At 69.2% G+C, this 14,574-nt stretch carries 14 protein-coding genes; 7 read left to right on the top strand and 7 right to left on the bottom strand.

Annotation, left to right across the window (positions count from 1 at the left end):
• Positions 1–15 precede the first annotated feature (15 nt).
• From pufM to AC0IW9_RS26430, 3 genes are all read left to right on the top strand, one after another.
• Positions 16–993 carry a photosynthetic reaction center subunit M gene (pufM, locus tag AC0IW9_RS26420; protein ID WP_471651288.1) on the top strand — a complete coding sequence of 326 codons (978 nt, stop codon included), beginning with the start codon at positions 16–18 and terminating at the stop codon, positions 991–993.
• The gene (pufC, locus tag AC0IW9_RS26425; protein ID WP_471651289.1) at positions 990–2,075 is read left to right on the top strand and encodes a photosynthetic reaction center cytochrome PufC; all 1,086 of its coding nucleotides are present in this window, start codon (positions 990–992) and stop codon (positions 2,073–2,075) included. Before pufM ends, pufC begins: the two co-directional genes overlap by 4 nt.
• Positions 2,076–2,291: 216 nt before the next feature.
• Entirely contained in the window at positions 2,292–3,302 is a 1,011-nt protein-coding gene (locus AC0IW9_RS26430) for a c-type cytochrome (protein WP_471651290.1), read from the top strand.
• A 51-nt stretch (positions 3,303–3,353) separates the two neighbouring features.
• Here the strand turns inward: AC0IW9_RS26430 and AC0IW9_RS26435 are convergent, their stop codons facing one another.
• Positions 3,354–4,544: a vWA domain-containing protein gene (locus AC0IW9_RS26435; RefSeq protein WP_471651291.1), complete on the bottom strand. Its 1,191-nt coding sequence runs from the start codon at positions 4,542–4,544 to the stop codon at positions 3,354–3,356.
• A 13-nt stretch (positions 4,545–4,557) separates the two neighbouring features.
• Complete coding sequence (locus AC0IW9_RS26440; RefSeq protein ID WP_471651292.1) at positions 4,558–5,406, bottom strand: AAA family ATPase; 849 nt, start codon at positions 5,404–5,406, stop codon at positions 4,558–4,560.
• A gap of 96 nt (positions 5,407–5,502) precedes the next feature.
• Between AC0IW9_RS26440 and AC0IW9_RS26445 the strand changes: the two genes are divergently transcribed.
• The gene (locus tag AC0IW9_RS26445; RefSeq protein ID WP_471651293.1) at positions 5,503–6,054 is read left to right on the top strand and encodes a DUF1003 domain-containing protein; all 552 of its coding nucleotides are present in this window, start codon (positions 5,503–5,505) and stop codon (positions 6,052–6,054) included.
• 65 nt (positions 6,055–6,119) lie between these two features.
• Here the strand turns inward: AC0IW9_RS26445 and AC0IW9_RS26450 are convergent, their stop codons facing one another.
• From AC0IW9_RS26450 to AC0IW9_RS26465, 4 genes are read right to left on the bottom strand one after another with little or no spacing between them, the layout of a single operon-like run.
• Positions 6,120–7,112: a tripartite tricarboxylate transporter substrate binding protein gene (locus AC0IW9_RS26450; RefSeq protein ID WP_471651294.1), complete on the bottom strand. Its 993-nt coding sequence runs from the start codon at positions 7,110–7,112 to the stop codon at positions 6,120–6,122.
• 35 nt (positions 7,113–7,147) lie between these two features.
• Positions 7,148–8,659, bottom strand: a complete 1,512-nt coding sequence (locus tag AC0IW9_RS26455; protein WP_471651295.1) for a tripartite tricarboxylate transporter permease — start codon at positions 8,657–8,659, stop codon at positions 7,148–7,150.
• A gap of 13 nt (positions 8,660–8,672) precedes the next feature.
• On the bottom strand, positions 8,673–9,152 hold the full coding sequence (locus tag AC0IW9_RS26460; RefSeq protein ID WP_471651296.1) for a tripartite tricarboxylate transporter TctB family protein: 480 nt from the start codon (positions 9,150–9,152) through the stop codon (positions 8,673–8,675).
• Positions 9,153–9,205: 53 nt separating this feature from the next.
• The gene (locus AC0IW9_RS26465; protein ID WP_471651297.1) at positions 9,206–10,180 is read right to left on the bottom strand and encodes a Bug family tripartite tricarboxylate transporter substrate binding protein; all 975 of its coding nucleotides are present in this window, start codon (positions 10,178–10,180) and stop codon (positions 9,206–9,208) included.
• 114 nt (positions 10,181–10,294) lie between these two features.
• Between AC0IW9_RS26465 and AC0IW9_RS26470 the strand changes: the two genes are divergently transcribed.
• Together AC0IW9_RS26470 and AC0IW9_RS26475 are read left to right on the top strand one after the other, a co-directional pair.
• Positions 10,295–11,251 (top strand): AAA family ATPase, encoded by a 957-nt coding sequence (locus AC0IW9_RS26470; RefSeq protein ID WP_471651298.1) that lies wholly within the window; start codon positions 10,295–10,297, stop codon positions 11,249–11,251.
• An 11-nt stretch (positions 11,252–11,262) separates the two neighbouring features.
• Complete coding sequence (locus AC0IW9_RS26475) at positions 11,263–12,627, top strand: VWA domain-containing protein (protein ID WP_471651299.1); 1,365 nt, start codon at positions 11,263–11,265, stop codon at positions 12,625–12,627.
• On the opposite strand, the gene AC0IW9_RS26480 is transcribed toward AC0IW9_RS26475, so the two are convergent.
• Positions 12,628–13,884 (bottom strand): alpha-hydroxy acid oxidase, encoded by a 1,257-nt coding sequence (locus AC0IW9_RS26480; protein WP_471651300.1) that lies wholly within the window; start codon positions 13,882–13,884, stop codon positions 12,628–12,630.
• Between the two features lie 78 nt (positions 13,885–13,962).
• Here AC0IW9_RS26480 and AC0IW9_RS26485 point away from each other — a divergent pair.
• A partial coding sequence (locus AC0IW9_RS26485; RefSeq protein WP_471651301.1) for a hypothetical protein occupies positions 13,963–14,574 on the top strand: 612 nt, incomplete at its 3' end.

Genomic DNA, 14,574 nt, shown 5'->3' on the forward strand with positions numbered 1-14,574 from the left:
GGGGAGGACGAGACCATGCCTGAATACCAGAACATCTTCACCCGGCTGCAGGTCCGCGGGCCGATCTATCCCGGCGTGCCGCTCGACCACCGGCACAACGGCCGCCAGGCCCGCACCGGCATCAACCATCTCTTCGGCATGCTGGGCGATGCCCAGGTCGGCCCGATCTACCTCGGGATGACCGGGGTGCTGTCGATCTTCTTCGGCTTCATCGCCTTCGAGATCATCGGCCTGGTGATGCTCGACAGCGTGAACTGGAACCTTTCCCAGTTCATCCGCCAGCTGCCCTGGCTGGCGCTGGAGCCACCCTCGCCGGCCTATGGCCTGCAGTTCCCGCCGCTGAACGAAGGCGGCTGGTGGATCATGGCGGGTTTCTTCCTGTCGCTCTCGGTCATCCTCTGGTGGGTGCGCACCTATCGCCGGGCCCGGGCGCTCGGCATGGGGACGCATGTCGCCTGGGCCTTCGCCGCGGCGCTGTGGCTGTACTTCGTGCTCGGCTTCATCCGCCCGCTGCTGATGGGCAGCTGGAGCGAGGCGGTGCCCTTCGGCATCTTCCCACACCTCGACTGGACCGCCGCCTTCTCGATCCGCTACGGCAACCTCTTCTACAACCCCTTCCACGCGCTCAGCATCGTCTTCCTCTACGGCTCGACCCTGCTCTTCGCCATGCATGGCGCGACCATCCTGGCGCTCGGCCGCTTCGGCGGCGAACGCGAGATCGAGCTGGTACTGGACCGCGGCACGGCGGCCGAGCGCGGCGCGCTGTTCTGGCGCTGGTGCATGGGCTTCAACGCCACCTTCGAGTCCATCCATCGCTGGGCCTGGTGGTTCGCCGTCCTCTGCCCGCTGACCGGGGGCATCGGCATCCTGCTGACCGGCACGGTGGTGGACAACTGGTACCTCTGGGCGGTGGAGCACCGCTTCGCGCCATCCTACCCGGCCAGCAGCTTCTCGGGCCTGCCCGACCCGGCAACCCTGGGAGTCCCGCAATGAGCCTCGTCCTCAAGGTCACGGCAGCGGCGGCGGCCCTGCTCGCCGGCGCCGGCCTGCTCACCACCTTCGAAACCCCGCCGGTCGAGACCGTCCAGGTCGGCTTCCGCGGCCTGGCGATGGAGCAGGTCTATACCAGCCGCAACCTGGCGCGCGACGAAGCGGCCAATGTGGTGCCCGCGGTCATCCCGCGGGTGGGTGCGGTCGGCCCCAAGGCCGGGACCATCTACCGCAACGTCCAGGTCCTCGGCGACCTCACGGTCACCGAATTCGCCCGGACCATGGCCGCGCTCACCACCTGGGTCTCCCCGGAGCAGGGCTGCAACTACTGCCACAACCCGGCCAACATGGCCTCCGACGAGATCTACACCAAGGTGGTCTCGCGCCGGATGCTGCAGATGGTCGCCCGCATCAATGCGGAATGGAAACCGCATGTGCAGGAAACCGGGGTCACCTGCTACACCTGCCACCGCGGCAACCCGGTCCCGGCCGCCGCCTGGACCCAGGTGACCACCCCGCCGCGCGCCGCCGGCCTTTCGGGCGGCACCGCCGGGCAGAACCTGGCCAGCCCCGCGGTCGGCCTGTCCTCGCTGCCCTACGATCCCTTCACGCCCTTCCTGGCGCAGGGCGACAGCCCGGCGAATATCCGGGTGGTGGCCCGGCAGGCGCAGGTCAGCACGCCCAATCCCGGCATCAAGGAGACCGAATGGACCTATGGTCTCATGATGCACATGTCGACCTCGCTCGGGGTCAACTGCACCGCCTGCCACAATAGCCGGGCCTTCTCCCGGTGGGAGGAGAGCACGCCGCAGCGGACCAATGCCTGGCACGGCATCCGCATGGTGCGCGACCTGAACCTCAACTACATCACCCCGCTGGCCCCGGTCTTCGCCGCCCATCCGAACGGCCCGGCCAATGGCCCCGCCACCGCCCGCGTCGGCCGGGAAGGGGACCCGCTGAAGGTGAATTGCGCGACCTGCCACCAGGGGGTGAACAAGCCGCTCCTCGGTGTCTCGATGCTGCGGGACTACCCGGAGCTGAACGCGGTCCGCGACCAGGGGGCCCCGCCGCCCATCCGCCAATAGGCGAGACGGCCCGGCGCCCCGCGCCGGGCCAAGCCAGCAAGGCCGGCATTGCCCGCAAGGGTGCTGCCGGCCTTGTCGTATCCGCGGCCGGTGCAAGGCTTTACCCCTGGGACGGGTTGCGGGGTTCCCGGCATCGGCTATATGGAACCTGAACTATCCCACGCGCCTGCCTGGCGCGGTCAACCGTCCGTTGCTGCTCCGAGGACGTCACCGCATATGAATTCGCTCGAGCTGAACAAGGTCTTCGCCGCGGTGCTCACCGCCGGCATTACCTTCATGGTGGCCGGCCAGGTCGGCAAGCTTCTGGTCCACGGCGAGAAGCCGCATGAAAGCGCCATCCTGATCGGCGACCCCTCGGGTGGCGCCCCCGCCGGCGGCGCCCCGGCTGCCCCGGCCGGGCCGGAGCCGATCGCCGGCCTCCTCGCCAGCGCCGATGCCGAAGCCGGCCAGCAGATCGCCGCCCGCAACTGCGGCGCCTGCCACAGCTTCACCCAGGGCGGCCGCAACGGGATCGGCCCCAACCTCTACGGCATCGTCGGCGCGCCGCATGGCCATGCGGAAGGCTTCAACTATTCCGCCGCCATCAAGGGCAAGGAAGGCCCCTGGAACTACGACGAGCTGAACCACTGGCTGTACAAGCCGGCCGCCTATGCCCCCGGCACCCGCATGGCCTATGCCGGCCTGGCCAATACCCAGCAGCGCGCCAACCTGATCGCCTATCTGCGCAGCCTGTCGCCGAACCCGGCCCCGCTGCCGCCCGCCGGCCAGGCGGCCGCCGCGCCGGCCCCGGCTACTGCCTCCCCGGCGGCCGCGGGCGCAGTGGCCAATAGCTCCCCCGCCGCGGCGACCACGCCCGCCGCCGCGGACCTGCCGCCGATCGGCCCGCTGCTCGCCGCCGCCAATCCCGAGAACGGCGCCGCCCTGGCCCGCCGCACCTGCGGCGTCTGCCACACCTTCACCGAGGGCGGCCGCAACGGCGTCGGCCCCAACCTCTATGACGTGGTTGGCAAGCCGCATGGCCACCTGGACAACTTCAACTACTCCGCGGCCCTGAAGGCCAAGACCGGCCCCTGGACCTACGAGGAACTGAACCACTGGCTGTACAAGCCCAGCACCTATGCGCCCGGCACGCGCATGGTCCTGGCCGGCGTTCCGAAGCCGGAAGACCGCGCCGACATCATCGCCTATCTCCGCAGCCTCTCGGCCAGCCCGCAGCCGCTGCCCTGATCGGCGCCTGAACGAAAAAGCCCCGGGGGAGACCCCGGGGCTTTTTTTGTGTCAGCGGCTCAGCTCCCGGGTCATCTCCTCGATCCCGCCGAGGGTCAGCGGGAACATCCGCTTCTCCATCAGCTGCAGCAGCAGCCCGGTCGAATGGGTGCGGTCCCAGGCCGGGCGCGGCATCGGGTTCAGCCAGGCGCTGCGGCGGAAATGCCCGGTGATGCGCTGCATCCAGACGGCGCCCGATTCCTCGTTCCAGTGCTCCACGCTGCCGCCGGGCTGGATGACCTCATAGGGGCTCATGCTGGCGTCGCCGACGAAGATCGCCTTGAAGTCCGGCCCGTATTTCCGCAGCACCTCGAGCGTCGGGACCTCGCTCTCCCGCCGCCGCCGGTTGTCGGTCCACAACCGCTCGTAGGGGCAGTTGTGGAAGTAGAAATGCTCGAGGTGCTTGAACTCCGCCCGGCAGGCCGAGAACAGCTCGGCCGAGATCCGCACGTGGTCGTCCATCGACCCGCCGATATCGAGGAAGAGCAGCACCTTCACCGTGTTGTGCCGCTCCGGCACCATCTTCAGGTCGAGTGACCCGGCATTGTTCGCGGTCGAGCGGATGGTATCCGGCAGGTCCAGCTCGGTCGCCGCGCCCTGCCGGGCGAAGCGCCTGAGGCGCCGCAGCGCCAGCTTGATGTTGCGGGTGCCGATCTCGATGCTGTCGTCGAGGTCGCGGAATTCCCGCTTGTCCCAGACCTTGATCGCCCGGCGGTGGCGGCTCTCCTCCTGGCCGATCCGCACGCCCTCGGGATTGTAGCCATGCGCCCCGAAAGGCGAGGTCCCCGCCGTGCCGATCCACTTGGAGCCGCCCTGGTGCCGCCCCTTCTGCTCCGCCAGACGCTGCTTCAGCATCTCCATGAGCTTGTCGAAGCCGCCGGCCGCCTCGATGGCCGCCTTCTCCTCCTCCGACAGCAGCTTCTCCGCCATCTTGCGGAGCCATTCCTCCGGCAGCTGGCGCGAGAGGTCGCCGTCCTCGCCGCCCTCGGGCGCCTCCAGCCCCTTGAAGACCTCGCCGAAGACCCGGTCGAAGCGGTCGAGGTGCCGCTCGTCCTTCACCAGCGTGGCGCGCGACAGGTGGTAGAAGTCGTCGACGCTGTAGTCGGCGACCCCTTCCTTCATCCCGCGCAGCAGGGTGAGGTATTCGGTGATGCTCGCCGGGATGCCGGCGCCGCGCAGCGCGTAGATGAAATGCGCCAGCATCGTGAAGCGCCCCCTACCGCTGCCGCTGCCGCGACAGGAAGGCCAGCCGCTCGAACAGGTGCACGTCCTGCTCGTTCTTCAGCAGCGCCCCATACAGCGGCGGGATGGCGGTCTTCGGGTCGGTGGACCGCAGCACCTCGGGCGGCAGGTCCTCGATCATCAGCAGCTTCAGCCAGTCCAGCAGCTCCGAGGTCGCCGGCTTCTTCTTCAACTCGGCCACGCCGCGGACCTGGAAGAAGACGTTCAGCGCCTCCCGCGCCAGCTCCTGCTTGATGTCGGGGAAGTGGGACTGGACGATCTTCTCCATCGTCTCCCGGTCGGGGAAGCGGATGTAGTGGAAGAAGCAGCGGCGCAGGAAGGCGTCCGGCAGCTCCTTCTCGTTGTTCGAGGTGATGATGACCACCGGCCGGTGCTTGGCCACGATGGTCTTCCGCGTCTCGTAGACGAAGAACTGCATCCGATCGAGCTCGAGCAGCAGGTCGTTCGGGAACTCGATGTCGGCCTTGTCGATCTCGTCGATCAGCAGCACCTGCGGCCGGTCCGCCTCGAAGGCATCCCACATCTTGCCGCGGACGATGTAGTTGGCGATGTCGTGCACCCGCTCGTCGCCGAGCTGGCCGTCCCGCAACCGGGACACCGCATCGTATTCGTACAGGCCCTGCTGCGCCTTGGTGGTGGACTTGATGTGCCACTCGACCAGCGGATAGCCGAGCGACCGCGCCACCTCATGCGCCAGCACGGTCTTGCCCGTCCCCGGCTCCCCCTTGACCAGCAGCGGCCGCTGCAGCGCCACGGCGGCATTCACCGCCACCTCCAGGTCGCGGGAGGCGATATAGGATGAGGTGCTCTTGAACCCGGCCACGCCTGCCCCCTTGCTAAGTTGCCTCAGAGGGTGGCGTCTCTCTCGGCATCGGGCAAGGTGCCATGCCGGCATCCCCCCGGCCGCCGGAGATCCCCCATGCCCGAGTCCACCCAGGATCCGGCCGCTCGCTGGTTCGGCCGCGTGGCTGCGGCGCTGAGCCCGGCGGAGCAATCGGTCCTCGCCGCGGCCGGCCGCCGCGCCATCATCAGCCGCAACGTCGAGGCCAGCTTCACCGAGGAGCTCAGCTTCGGCCAGCGGCTGGCCGACAAGGTCGCCATCTTCGGCGGCTCCTGGTCCTTCATCATCGTCTTCGGGGCGGTCCTGGCCGCCTGGGTGCTGCTCAACACCCTGCTGCTGGTCCGGCCCTTCGACGCCTACCCCTTCATCTTCCTCAACCTGATCCTGTCCATGCTGGCGGCGATCCAGGCCCCCGTCATCATGATGAGCCAGAACCGCCAGGCCGCCCGGGACCGGGCCGATGCAGCGCATGACTACGAGATCAACCTCAAGGCCGAGATCGAGATCATGGCGCTGCACGACAAGCTCGACCGGCTCCGCACCGAGCAGATCGAGGCGCTGCTGGCCAGGCAGCAGGAACAGATCGTCCTGCTGACCCGGCTGGTGCAGGGCGATCCGTCTGCGGGGTGAAGCAAGGCCGGGGAGGAGGTATCCTCCCCAACCTGTCTTCCCTTCACATCAAGACAACCCAGCCCTCAGACCTTCGCCAGCCCCGCCGCCTTCATCGCATCGCCGAGCGAGACATCGGCCTTGGCCATGTGCTCGCCGAAGCCGGCGGCATTGGCATAGACCATCCCGAAGCCGCGGGCGTTCAGGAAGTCCTTGTACTCCTGGCTGGCGAAGACCTTGCCCAGCGCCGCATCCATGGCCGAGACCACCGCGGCCGGCAGGCCCGGCGGCCCGGCGATCCCGCGCCAGGCGCCGGAATTGTAGTCCACCCCCATCGCCTCCTTCAGAGTCGGGATGTTCGGGAAGGCGGAAAGCCGCTCCGGCGCCATCACCGCCAGGCTACGCGCCCGCCCGGCATCCAGCATGGCGCGGGCCTCCGGCACCGAGCAGGTGGTGAAGTCGAGGCCGTTCGCCGCCAGGTCCTGCATCGCCGGCGCCGCGCCGTTCGACGGCACCCAGCGCACGTGGTCGGCCTTCAGCCCCATCGCGCCGAGCCAGCCGGCCAGCGCCAGGTGCCAGATGCCGCCCTGGCCGGTGCCGCTCGCCTTGAACTTGCCCGGGGTGCTGGCCTTGATCGCATCGGCGAGCTGCTTCACGTCCTTGTAGGGCGAGTTGATGTTCACCTGGATGCCCGGCGGGTCGTTGTTCATCAGCCCGAGCGGCGTGTAGTTCTTGTAGGTGACCTCGGTCAGCCCCTGCCAATGCAGCATGCAGATCTCGGCGGTGATGATGCCGAGCGTATAGCCATCCGCCGGCGCCGCCGCGATGGCGGCATGGCCCACCACGCCGGAGCCGCCGGTGCGGTTCACCACGTTGAAGGGCTGGCCCAGCTCCTTCTCCAGCAGGATGGCGATGATGCGCAGCACCGCATCGGTGCCGCCACCGGCCGCCCAGGGGCAGAGGAACTGCACCGGCCGTGCCGGCCAACGGGGTTGGGCCAGGGCAGGGGAGACAACGGCGGGTGCCGCCATCAGGGCGGTCGCGGCACCCAGCATCCCGCGGCGGGTCAGGTCATTCATTGGTTTTTTCCTCCGGCAATCATTACGAAAGACAGCTACTCCGCCGCGCCCCGCGGCTGCAAGCGCCGGTTGCCGAGGCGGTTGTAGATCCAGACCCCCGCCGGCCAGAGCAGCGCCCCGATGGTCATCGTCGCCAGCACCGCGCTCACCGGCCGCTCGAAGAAGGGCAGCACGTCGCCATCGGACTTGATCAGGCTGGTGACGAAGTTGGTCTCCACCATGCTGCCCATGACGATGCCGAGCACCAGCGCCGCCACCGGATAGCCGTTCCGCTCCATCACGAAGCCAAGGATGCCGAAGGCCCCCACCAGCCCGACCGAGAAGAGGTTGCTGCCGGTGGCGAAGGACCCGACCGCGCAGAGCAGCAGGATCACCGGCATGATCGAGGCCCGCGGCGCCCGCAGCACGGTGGAGGCCATGCGGATCATCACGATGCCCAAGGGGATCATGATGATGTTGGCGATGATGAAGATGAGATAGAGCGCATACATGCTGCGCGCATTCTCGGTGAACAGCGTCGGCCCGGGGTTCAGCCCCTTCATGTAGAGCACGCCGATGGCGATCGCCGTGATGGTATCGCCGGGGATGCCGAACAGCAGCGACGGCACCCAGCCGGAGGCGAGCGAGGCATTGTTCGACGCCCCCGCCTCGACCAGCCCTTCCGGATGGCCGGTGCCGAAGAGCTCCGGCGTCTTCGAGAATTTCTTCGACATCGCATAGCTGACCCAGGCCGCCATGTCGGCGCCGGCGCCCGGCAGCACGCCGATGATGATACCGATGAAATTGCCCCGCCACATTGGCCACTGGTACTTCTTCGTCAGCATCCACTGGTTGGCCAGGATGCTGCCGAACTTCCGCTTCGGCAGCTTCGGCGGTTCCGCCGTCACCATCGCCCGCATCACCTCGCTCACGGCGAAGACGCCGACCAGCGCCGGGATCGGCTCGATGCCGCCCAGCAGGTCGGCCATGCCCATGGTGAAGCGCGGCGTCCCCGCCGGATTCTCCATCCCGATGCAGGCGATCAGCAGGCCCAGCAGCATCGAGGCGATCGCCTTGATCGGGCTGGACCGCGCCACCAGGGTCGCGCACATCAGCCCGAGGAAGGCGAGCCAGAAATACTCGTAGGTCGAGAAGGACAGCGCCATCTCCGCCAGCAGCGGTGCCATCAGCACCAGCGACAGGGTGCCGACGATGCCGCCGATGGCCGAGAACCACAGCCCGGCGCCCAGCGCCATCTCCGCCTGGCCCTTGCGCGTCATCGCATAGGCCTCGTCGGTATAGGCCGCGCTCGCCGGGGTCCCCGGGATGCGCAGCAGGCAGCCCGGGATATCGCCCGAGAAGATCGCCATGGCCGAGGCGGTGATGATGGTGGCGATGGCCGCGATCGGCGAAAGCCAGAAGGTCACCGGCACCAGCAGCGCCGTCGCCATGGTGGCCGAGAGCCCGGGCATGGAGCCCACCACCAGCCCATAGACGGCGGAGGCGACGATGGCGATGACCACATCCGGCGCCGCGACCAGCCGGAAGGCTTCGAACAATTCGTTCATGCTACCGGACTTTCTACCATGGGGCCCCGATCAGACCTTCGGGCAAGGGCACCCGCAGGAGCTTGTAGAAAGCCAGATGAATGAACAGCGGCGCGATCAGCGCCAGCGGGATCGCCAGCTTCGGCTTGGCGCCCAGCGTGAAGGCCGCCGCCAGCACCATCAGGAAGCCGCAGAGCAGGAAGCCCAGCGGCTCCGAGGCGAACATGTAGAACAGCAGCAGGGCAGGGGGCACCAGCACCCGCAGCCCATAGAGGCGGGACCGCCCGGGCACCGCCTCCTCCTCCGCGTCCGGTCCCTCCGGCACCTCGAAGCTATGGCCGATGCCGAGCGCGATCATCGCGCCGCAGATGATCAGCCCGGAGCCGATGAGCATGGGGAAGGCCGCCGGCCCCACATCCTGCCCCGGCACGCCCGGCAGGCGGGAGCCGCTCCAGGCCGCGAGCCCGCCCAAGCCCACCAGGAAGACGCCGGTTACCCGGTCGGATAATTGCACGCCCAACTCTCCCTTGGATTTTTCCCCGCGGGCACCATACCGAACCGGTTGGTTCACTCCAGCCGGATATTCGACCCCGTAATGACTTGCTTCCAGAAGGCGAGCTGCGCCGCGATGAAGCCGGCGAGATGCGCCGGGGAGCTGGCGGGGAATTCCATCCCCAGCTCGGCATAGCGGGCCAGCACCGCGGGGCTGCGCGCCGCGGCGATCAGCCGGCCCAGCCTGTCCACCACCTCCGCCGGCATCCCCGCCGGCCCGGCGATGCCGTTCCAGGACTGCACCAGATACTCCGGCAGCCGCTCCCGCACCGCCGGCACCTCCGGCACCAGCGCCACCCGGCCGGTGCCGGTGAGGGCCAGGATGCGGGCGCGGCCGGACTGGTGATGCGGCAGCGCGTTCTGGATATTGTCCACGACCAGCTCCACCCGCCCGCCAAGCAGATCCGCCCAGGCCGGGCCGCTGCCGCGATAGGGCACGTGCACCAGCGGCAGCCGCCCCATCACCCGCAGCACCTCCCCGCCCAGGTGCCCGCTGGTGCCATTGCCGGAGGAGGCGAAATTGGTCTCCTTCCGCAGCGCCAGCAGGTCGTCGAGCGACGTGAGGCCGGAGCCCGCCGCCGCCACGATCGCCGCCGGCTGCAGCGAGACCAGCGCCACCGGGCTGAAATCCGCCACCGGGTCGAAGCCCAGCCGGGGGAACAGCCAGGGATTGGTCCCATGCGTCCCGATGGTGATGGTCCCGATGGTATAGCCATCCGGCGGGGATTTCGCGAGCTGCTCCGTCCCGACATTGCCGCCGGCGCCCGGCCGGTTGTCGATGACGATCTGCGGCCCGCCCGGCTGCTCCGACAGCGCCGGGGCCAGCAGCCGCGCCACCACATCCGCACCGCCGCCGGGCGGATAGGGCACGATCAGCCGCACCGGCCGCGCCGGCCAGCCTTCGGGCGCCGGAGTCCCTTGGGCACTCGCCCGCATCCCGGGCATGGCGGCCAGCAGCCCCAGGGCCGCACGGCGGTCGATTCCGACCATTGTTTCCTCCCGTTATGGTCCTCCCCGGTTGGCGCCCCGCCCTGGCCGGTCCATGATCGGCCGAAATCGATAGCCCGCTACCGGAGACGTTCCCACAATGGCACATCACGCCGCATGAGCATCGCCTGGCAAGACCAGCTTCATTCCATCGAGGCAACCGACCGCGGGCTCGAAAGCGCCGGCTATATCGCCAACCGCTCCATTTCCACCGCCGTCTACCTGGCGCATCACCTGCGCAAGCCGATCCTGGTCGAGGGCCCGGCCGGCGTCGGCAAGACCGAACTCGCCAAGGCGCTCTCCTCCTGGCTCGGCCTCAGCCTGATCCGCATGCAGTGCTACGAGGGGCTCGACGAGAGCAAGGCGCTGTACGAGTGGAAGTACGGCAAGCAGCTGCTCTACACGCAAATTTTGAAGGACCGCCTGGGCGCCGTGCTGGGCGATGAGCCCGGCCTCGAATCCGCGCTCACCAAGCTGCACGGCTTCAGCGACCTGTTCTTCTCCGAGCATTTCCTCGAACCCCGCCCGCTGCTGCGCGCCCTGCGGGAGCCGGGCGGCGCCATCCTGCTGGTGGATGAGGTCGACAAGGCCGACCAGGAATTCGAGGCCTTCCTGCTCGAGATCCTCTCGGACTACCAGGTCTCCATCCCCGAGATCGGCACCATCAAGGCCGATGTCCCGCCCATCGTGCTGCTGACCTCGAACAGCCAGCGTGACCTCGGCGACGCGCTGAAGCGCCGCTGCCTGCACCTGCACATCGGCCTGCCCGATGCCCGGCTGGAGGCGCGCATCATCGCCACCCGCGTCCCCGGCGTGGAGGAGAATCTCCGCCGCCAGCTCGTCGCCTTCGTCCAGCAGATCCGCACGCTCGACCTGAAGAAGCAGCCCTCGGTCAGCGAGACCATCGACTGGGCCCGCGTCCTGGTGCTGCTGCACGTCCGCGAGCTCGACCCGACCCTGGTGCGGGAGACGCTGAACGTGCTGCTGAAATTCGAGAGCGACATCGAGGCGGTGGAGCCGCAGCTCGGCGAGCTGCTGCTGAAGGCGAAGCGCGAGGCGGTGCCCGTCCGGTAATGGCCCAGGGGATGGAATCACCGCTGCTCGACTTCTTCCGCGCCGCCCGCAGCGCCGGGCTCCGCATCTCCCCGGCCGAAAGCATCGACGCCGTGCAGGCGGTGCAATTCGTCGGCTTCGAGGACCGCGCCCGGCTGCGCGACACCCTCGGCCTGGTGCTGGCCAAGACCGCGGAGGAGAAGCGCGCCTTCGCCCAATGCTTCGACCTCTTCTTCACCCGCAGCGGCTTCCGCGAGGAGGCGGCCGAGGACGGCGACCCGGCCGCCCCGCCGGAAGGCCAACCCGAAGGGCAGGGGGAGGGCCAGGGGCAGGGCCAGGGGCAGGGCCAGGGCGAAGGCGGCCTCTCTCGCCTGATCCTCGCCGGCGACCAGGCGGCGCTGGCCGCCGCCGCCGAAGAGGCCGCGGCCGAGGCCGGCGTCTCCAACATCACCATCTTCACCCAGGTGAACCTCTACACCCGCCGCATCCTCGAACGCATGGGCCTCGGCGCGGTGGAACGCGAGATCGCGGCCGCGCCCGAGGCGCCGCGCACCGCCCGGCTGCGGGCCGGCCGCGACCGGCTGCGGGAACAGGTCAAGGACCTGGTGCAGCAGAACCTGCTGCTCTACGCGCAAGGCCGCAACGAGGAGTTCCGCGAGCGCGTGCTGTCCCGCACCCGCATGTCCGCCATCGACCGCCGCGACCACGACCGCATGCGCCTGCTGGTCCGCGCCATGGCCCGGCGGCTGGCGACGCAGTACGGCCGCAAGCGCAAGCGGGACCGCCGCGGCGTGCTGGATGTGCGGAAGACCCTCCGCCGCAACATGGGCTGGGAGGGCGTGCCCTTCCTCACGGTCTGGAAGCAGGAGACCATCGACAAGCCGAAGCTCGTCGTGCTCTGCGACGTCAGCGGCTCGGTCGCGGCGCTGGCCCAGTTCCTGCTGCTGTTCCTCTACTCATTGAACGAGGCGCTGGCCGGCCTCCGTGCCTTCGCCTTCTCCGGCGCCCTGGCCGATGTCTCCGACCTGCTCGAGCACCAGCCGATCGACCGCGCCATCCCCGCCGTGATGGACCGTGCCGGCTTCGGCTCCTCGAACTACGGCCGCGCGCTGGCCGATTTCGAGGGCGGCTTCATGTCGCTGCTCGACAGCCAGACGACGGTGATCATCCTCGGCGACGGCCGCGGCAACCGTACCGATCCGCGGGTCGATATCCTCCAGCGCATGGCCAACCGCGCCAAGCAGATCGTCTGGCTGAACCCCGAGGTCCGCACCGTCTGGGGCACCGGCGACAGCGACATGCTGCGCTATGCCCACCACTGCCGGGTGACGGCGGTCTGCAACACGCTGGACCAGCTCGACCGCGTCATCAGCGACCTGCTGCGCGACGGGGCCTGATCACCCCGCCGGCGGCCGCGGCGCATTGTTCGGCGGCCCCAGCCACACCGCCCCCGGATGCAGCACCGCAGCGCGTGCCGCATCCGCCACGCTCACCGTCCCGGCCTGGGCGAAGGTTCCTCGCACCTCCTCCGTGAAGGCCGCCGCCGCATGGTCGCCGCCCGCCCGCCCCAGCGCCGCGACCGAATAAAGGAAGGCCCGCCCGGCGAAACACATGTCGACGCCCACCGCCAGCGCCCGGAACACGTCGAGCCCCGAGCGGATCGAGCCGTCGAACAGCACCTTCGCCTTGCCCGCGACCTCCGCCGCGATCGCCGGCACGCTGTCGATCGAGGCCGGCGCCGCATCGAACTGCCGCCCGCCATGGTTCGAGACCCAGATGCCGTCCACGCCGAGTTGCACCGCCTTCGCCGCATCCTCCGGATGCTGGATGCCCTTCAGCACCAGCGCCCGCGGCCAGGCCTCGCGGAAGCGGGCGATATCCTCCCAGGTCACGCCGGTCACCATGTTGCGCTGCACGAAGCCCGCCATCTCCGCCAACGAGGCATTCTCGCCGACGTATTTCCGCATGTTCGGGAAGGTCGGCTGCCCCTTGGTCAGCATCTCCAGCGCCCAGAAGGGCGCGCGGGCGATATCGAGGAAGGTCCGCGGCCGGTAGCGGAAGGGCATCACCAGCCCGTTGCGGATGTCGTGCACCCGCTTCTGCCGCATCGGCACATCGAGCGTCAGCACCAGCGCCTTGGCGCCTACCGCCTCCGCCCGGCGGATCAGGTCGAAGGACAGCGCATGCTTGTCCGCCGGAAGGCCATAGAGCTGGAACCAGAAGACATCCGGCGCCAGTGCCGCCAGCCGCTCCATCGGAACATTGGCAACGGTGGACGAAACATAGGGAATCCGCGCCGCCTGGGCCGAGGCCGCCAGGATCGCATCCGCCTCCGGCCAGACCATGCCGATATTGCCCATCGGCGCCACGCCCACCGGCGCCTCGTAGTCCTGGCCGAAGAGGTTGGTCCTGATCGAGACCGCGGAAACATCCACGGCGTAGCGCGGTACGATCCGCACCGCATCCATCGCCGCCCGGTTGTGCGCCACGTTCGGCGCGCCGTCGCCGACGCCGCCGGCGACAAAATCATAGGCGAAGCGTGCCACCCGCCACTTCGCCCGGCGTTGCAGGTCATTGAAGGTGGGAAAGCGCCGTCGCAGTGCCGCCGCCGGAGTCTCCGCCGGTATCGCTAACGACTTCGTGCTTCCGCTCATCGCCTATCCCCCCTGCCGCGCCGGCCCCCATCTTTGCGCCATACCCGCAACCAGGGAAGCAACCGGAGGAACAAGATCATGCTCCGCACCGCATCGAGTCGATTGCCCGCATTTGCATTGCTGCTGCTCGCCGGCTGCGTCACGCCGGACCAGCCGCCGCAGGGCTATGCCACCCTGCCGAATGATGCCGTCACCGGTGCCGGCGACCCGACCCGGGCCGCCATCATCGGCACCGCCTATGCCTTCAACACCCCCGCCAGCCTGGCCGGCCAGCCCGCCGCCGCCGCCCGTGCCGTCGCCAACTACGAATACCTGGCGACCGAGCTGCCCTATGGCCCGCGCTGGCGCGGCTTCTCCGGCACCATCAGCCCCGATTTCGCCACCGGATTGGCGGAGCTTCGTCCCACCGTCGGCATCGCCCCGAATGCCCCGGCGCAGCCGGTGGTGCAGTCGCTCTATGCCGCTTCCCGCGCGCTCTCGGCCGGGGACCAGCCCGCGGCGGAACGTGCCCTGTCGAACCCGGCCTTCCCCAATGGCGGCGCGGCCACGCTGCAGCGCCTGGCGGCGCTGCCGCCCATGCCCCGCGTCGCCGCCGCCACGGCCAATGCGGCGCAGGAACTGGACCGGCAGGACCGCCTCGGTTCGCCGCGCGGGGGTGGCGGCGGCGGCGGGGGTGGCGGCCAGTACCGC

The organism is Belnapia sp. AC561, assembly GCF_979252845.1.

Coding starts and splice junctions, on each gene's coding strand:
- pufM (WP_471651288.1), top strand. CDS start 16: ATGCCTGAATACCAGAACATCTTCACCCGGCTGCAGGTCCGCGGGCCG.
- pufC (WP_471651289.1), top strand. CDS start 990: ATGAGCCTCGTCCTCAAGGTCACGGCAGCGGCGGCGGCCCTGCTCGCC.
- AC0IW9_RS26430 (WP_471651290.1), top strand. CDS start 2,292: ATGAATTCGCTCGAGCTGAACAAGGTCTTCGCCGCGGTGCTCACCGCC.
- AC0IW9_RS26435 (WP_471651291.1), bottom strand. CDS start 4,544: ATGCTGGCGCATTTCATCTACGCGCTGCGCGGCGCCGGCATCCCGGCG.
- AC0IW9_RS26445 (WP_471651293.1), top strand. CDS start 5,503: ATGCCCGAGTCCACCCAGGATCCGGCCGCTCGCTGGTTCGGCCGCGTG.
- AC0IW9_RS26450 (WP_471651294.1), bottom strand. CDS start 7,112: ATGAATGACCTGACCCGCCGCGGGATGCTGGGTGCCGCGACCGCCCTG.
- AC0IW9_RS26455 (WP_471651295.1), bottom strand. CDS start 8,659: ATGAACGAATTGTTCGAAGCCTTCCGGCTGGTCGCGGCGCCGGATGTG.
- AC0IW9_RS26465 (WP_471651297.1), bottom strand. CDS start 10,180: ATGGTCGGAATCGACCGCCGTGCGGCCCTGGGGCTGCTGGCCGCCATG.
- AC0IW9_RS26470 (WP_471651298.1), top strand. CDS start 10,295: ATGAGCATCGCCTGGCAAGACCAGCTTCATTCCATCGAGGCAACCGAC.
- AC0IW9_RS26475 (WP_471651299.1), top strand. CDS start 11,263: ATGGAATCACCGCTGCTCGACTTCTTCCGCGCCGCCCGCAGCGCCGGG.
- AC0IW9_RS26480 (WP_471651300.1), bottom strand. CDS start 13,884: ATGAGCGGAAGCACGAAGTCGTTAGCGATACCGGCGGAGACTCCGGCG.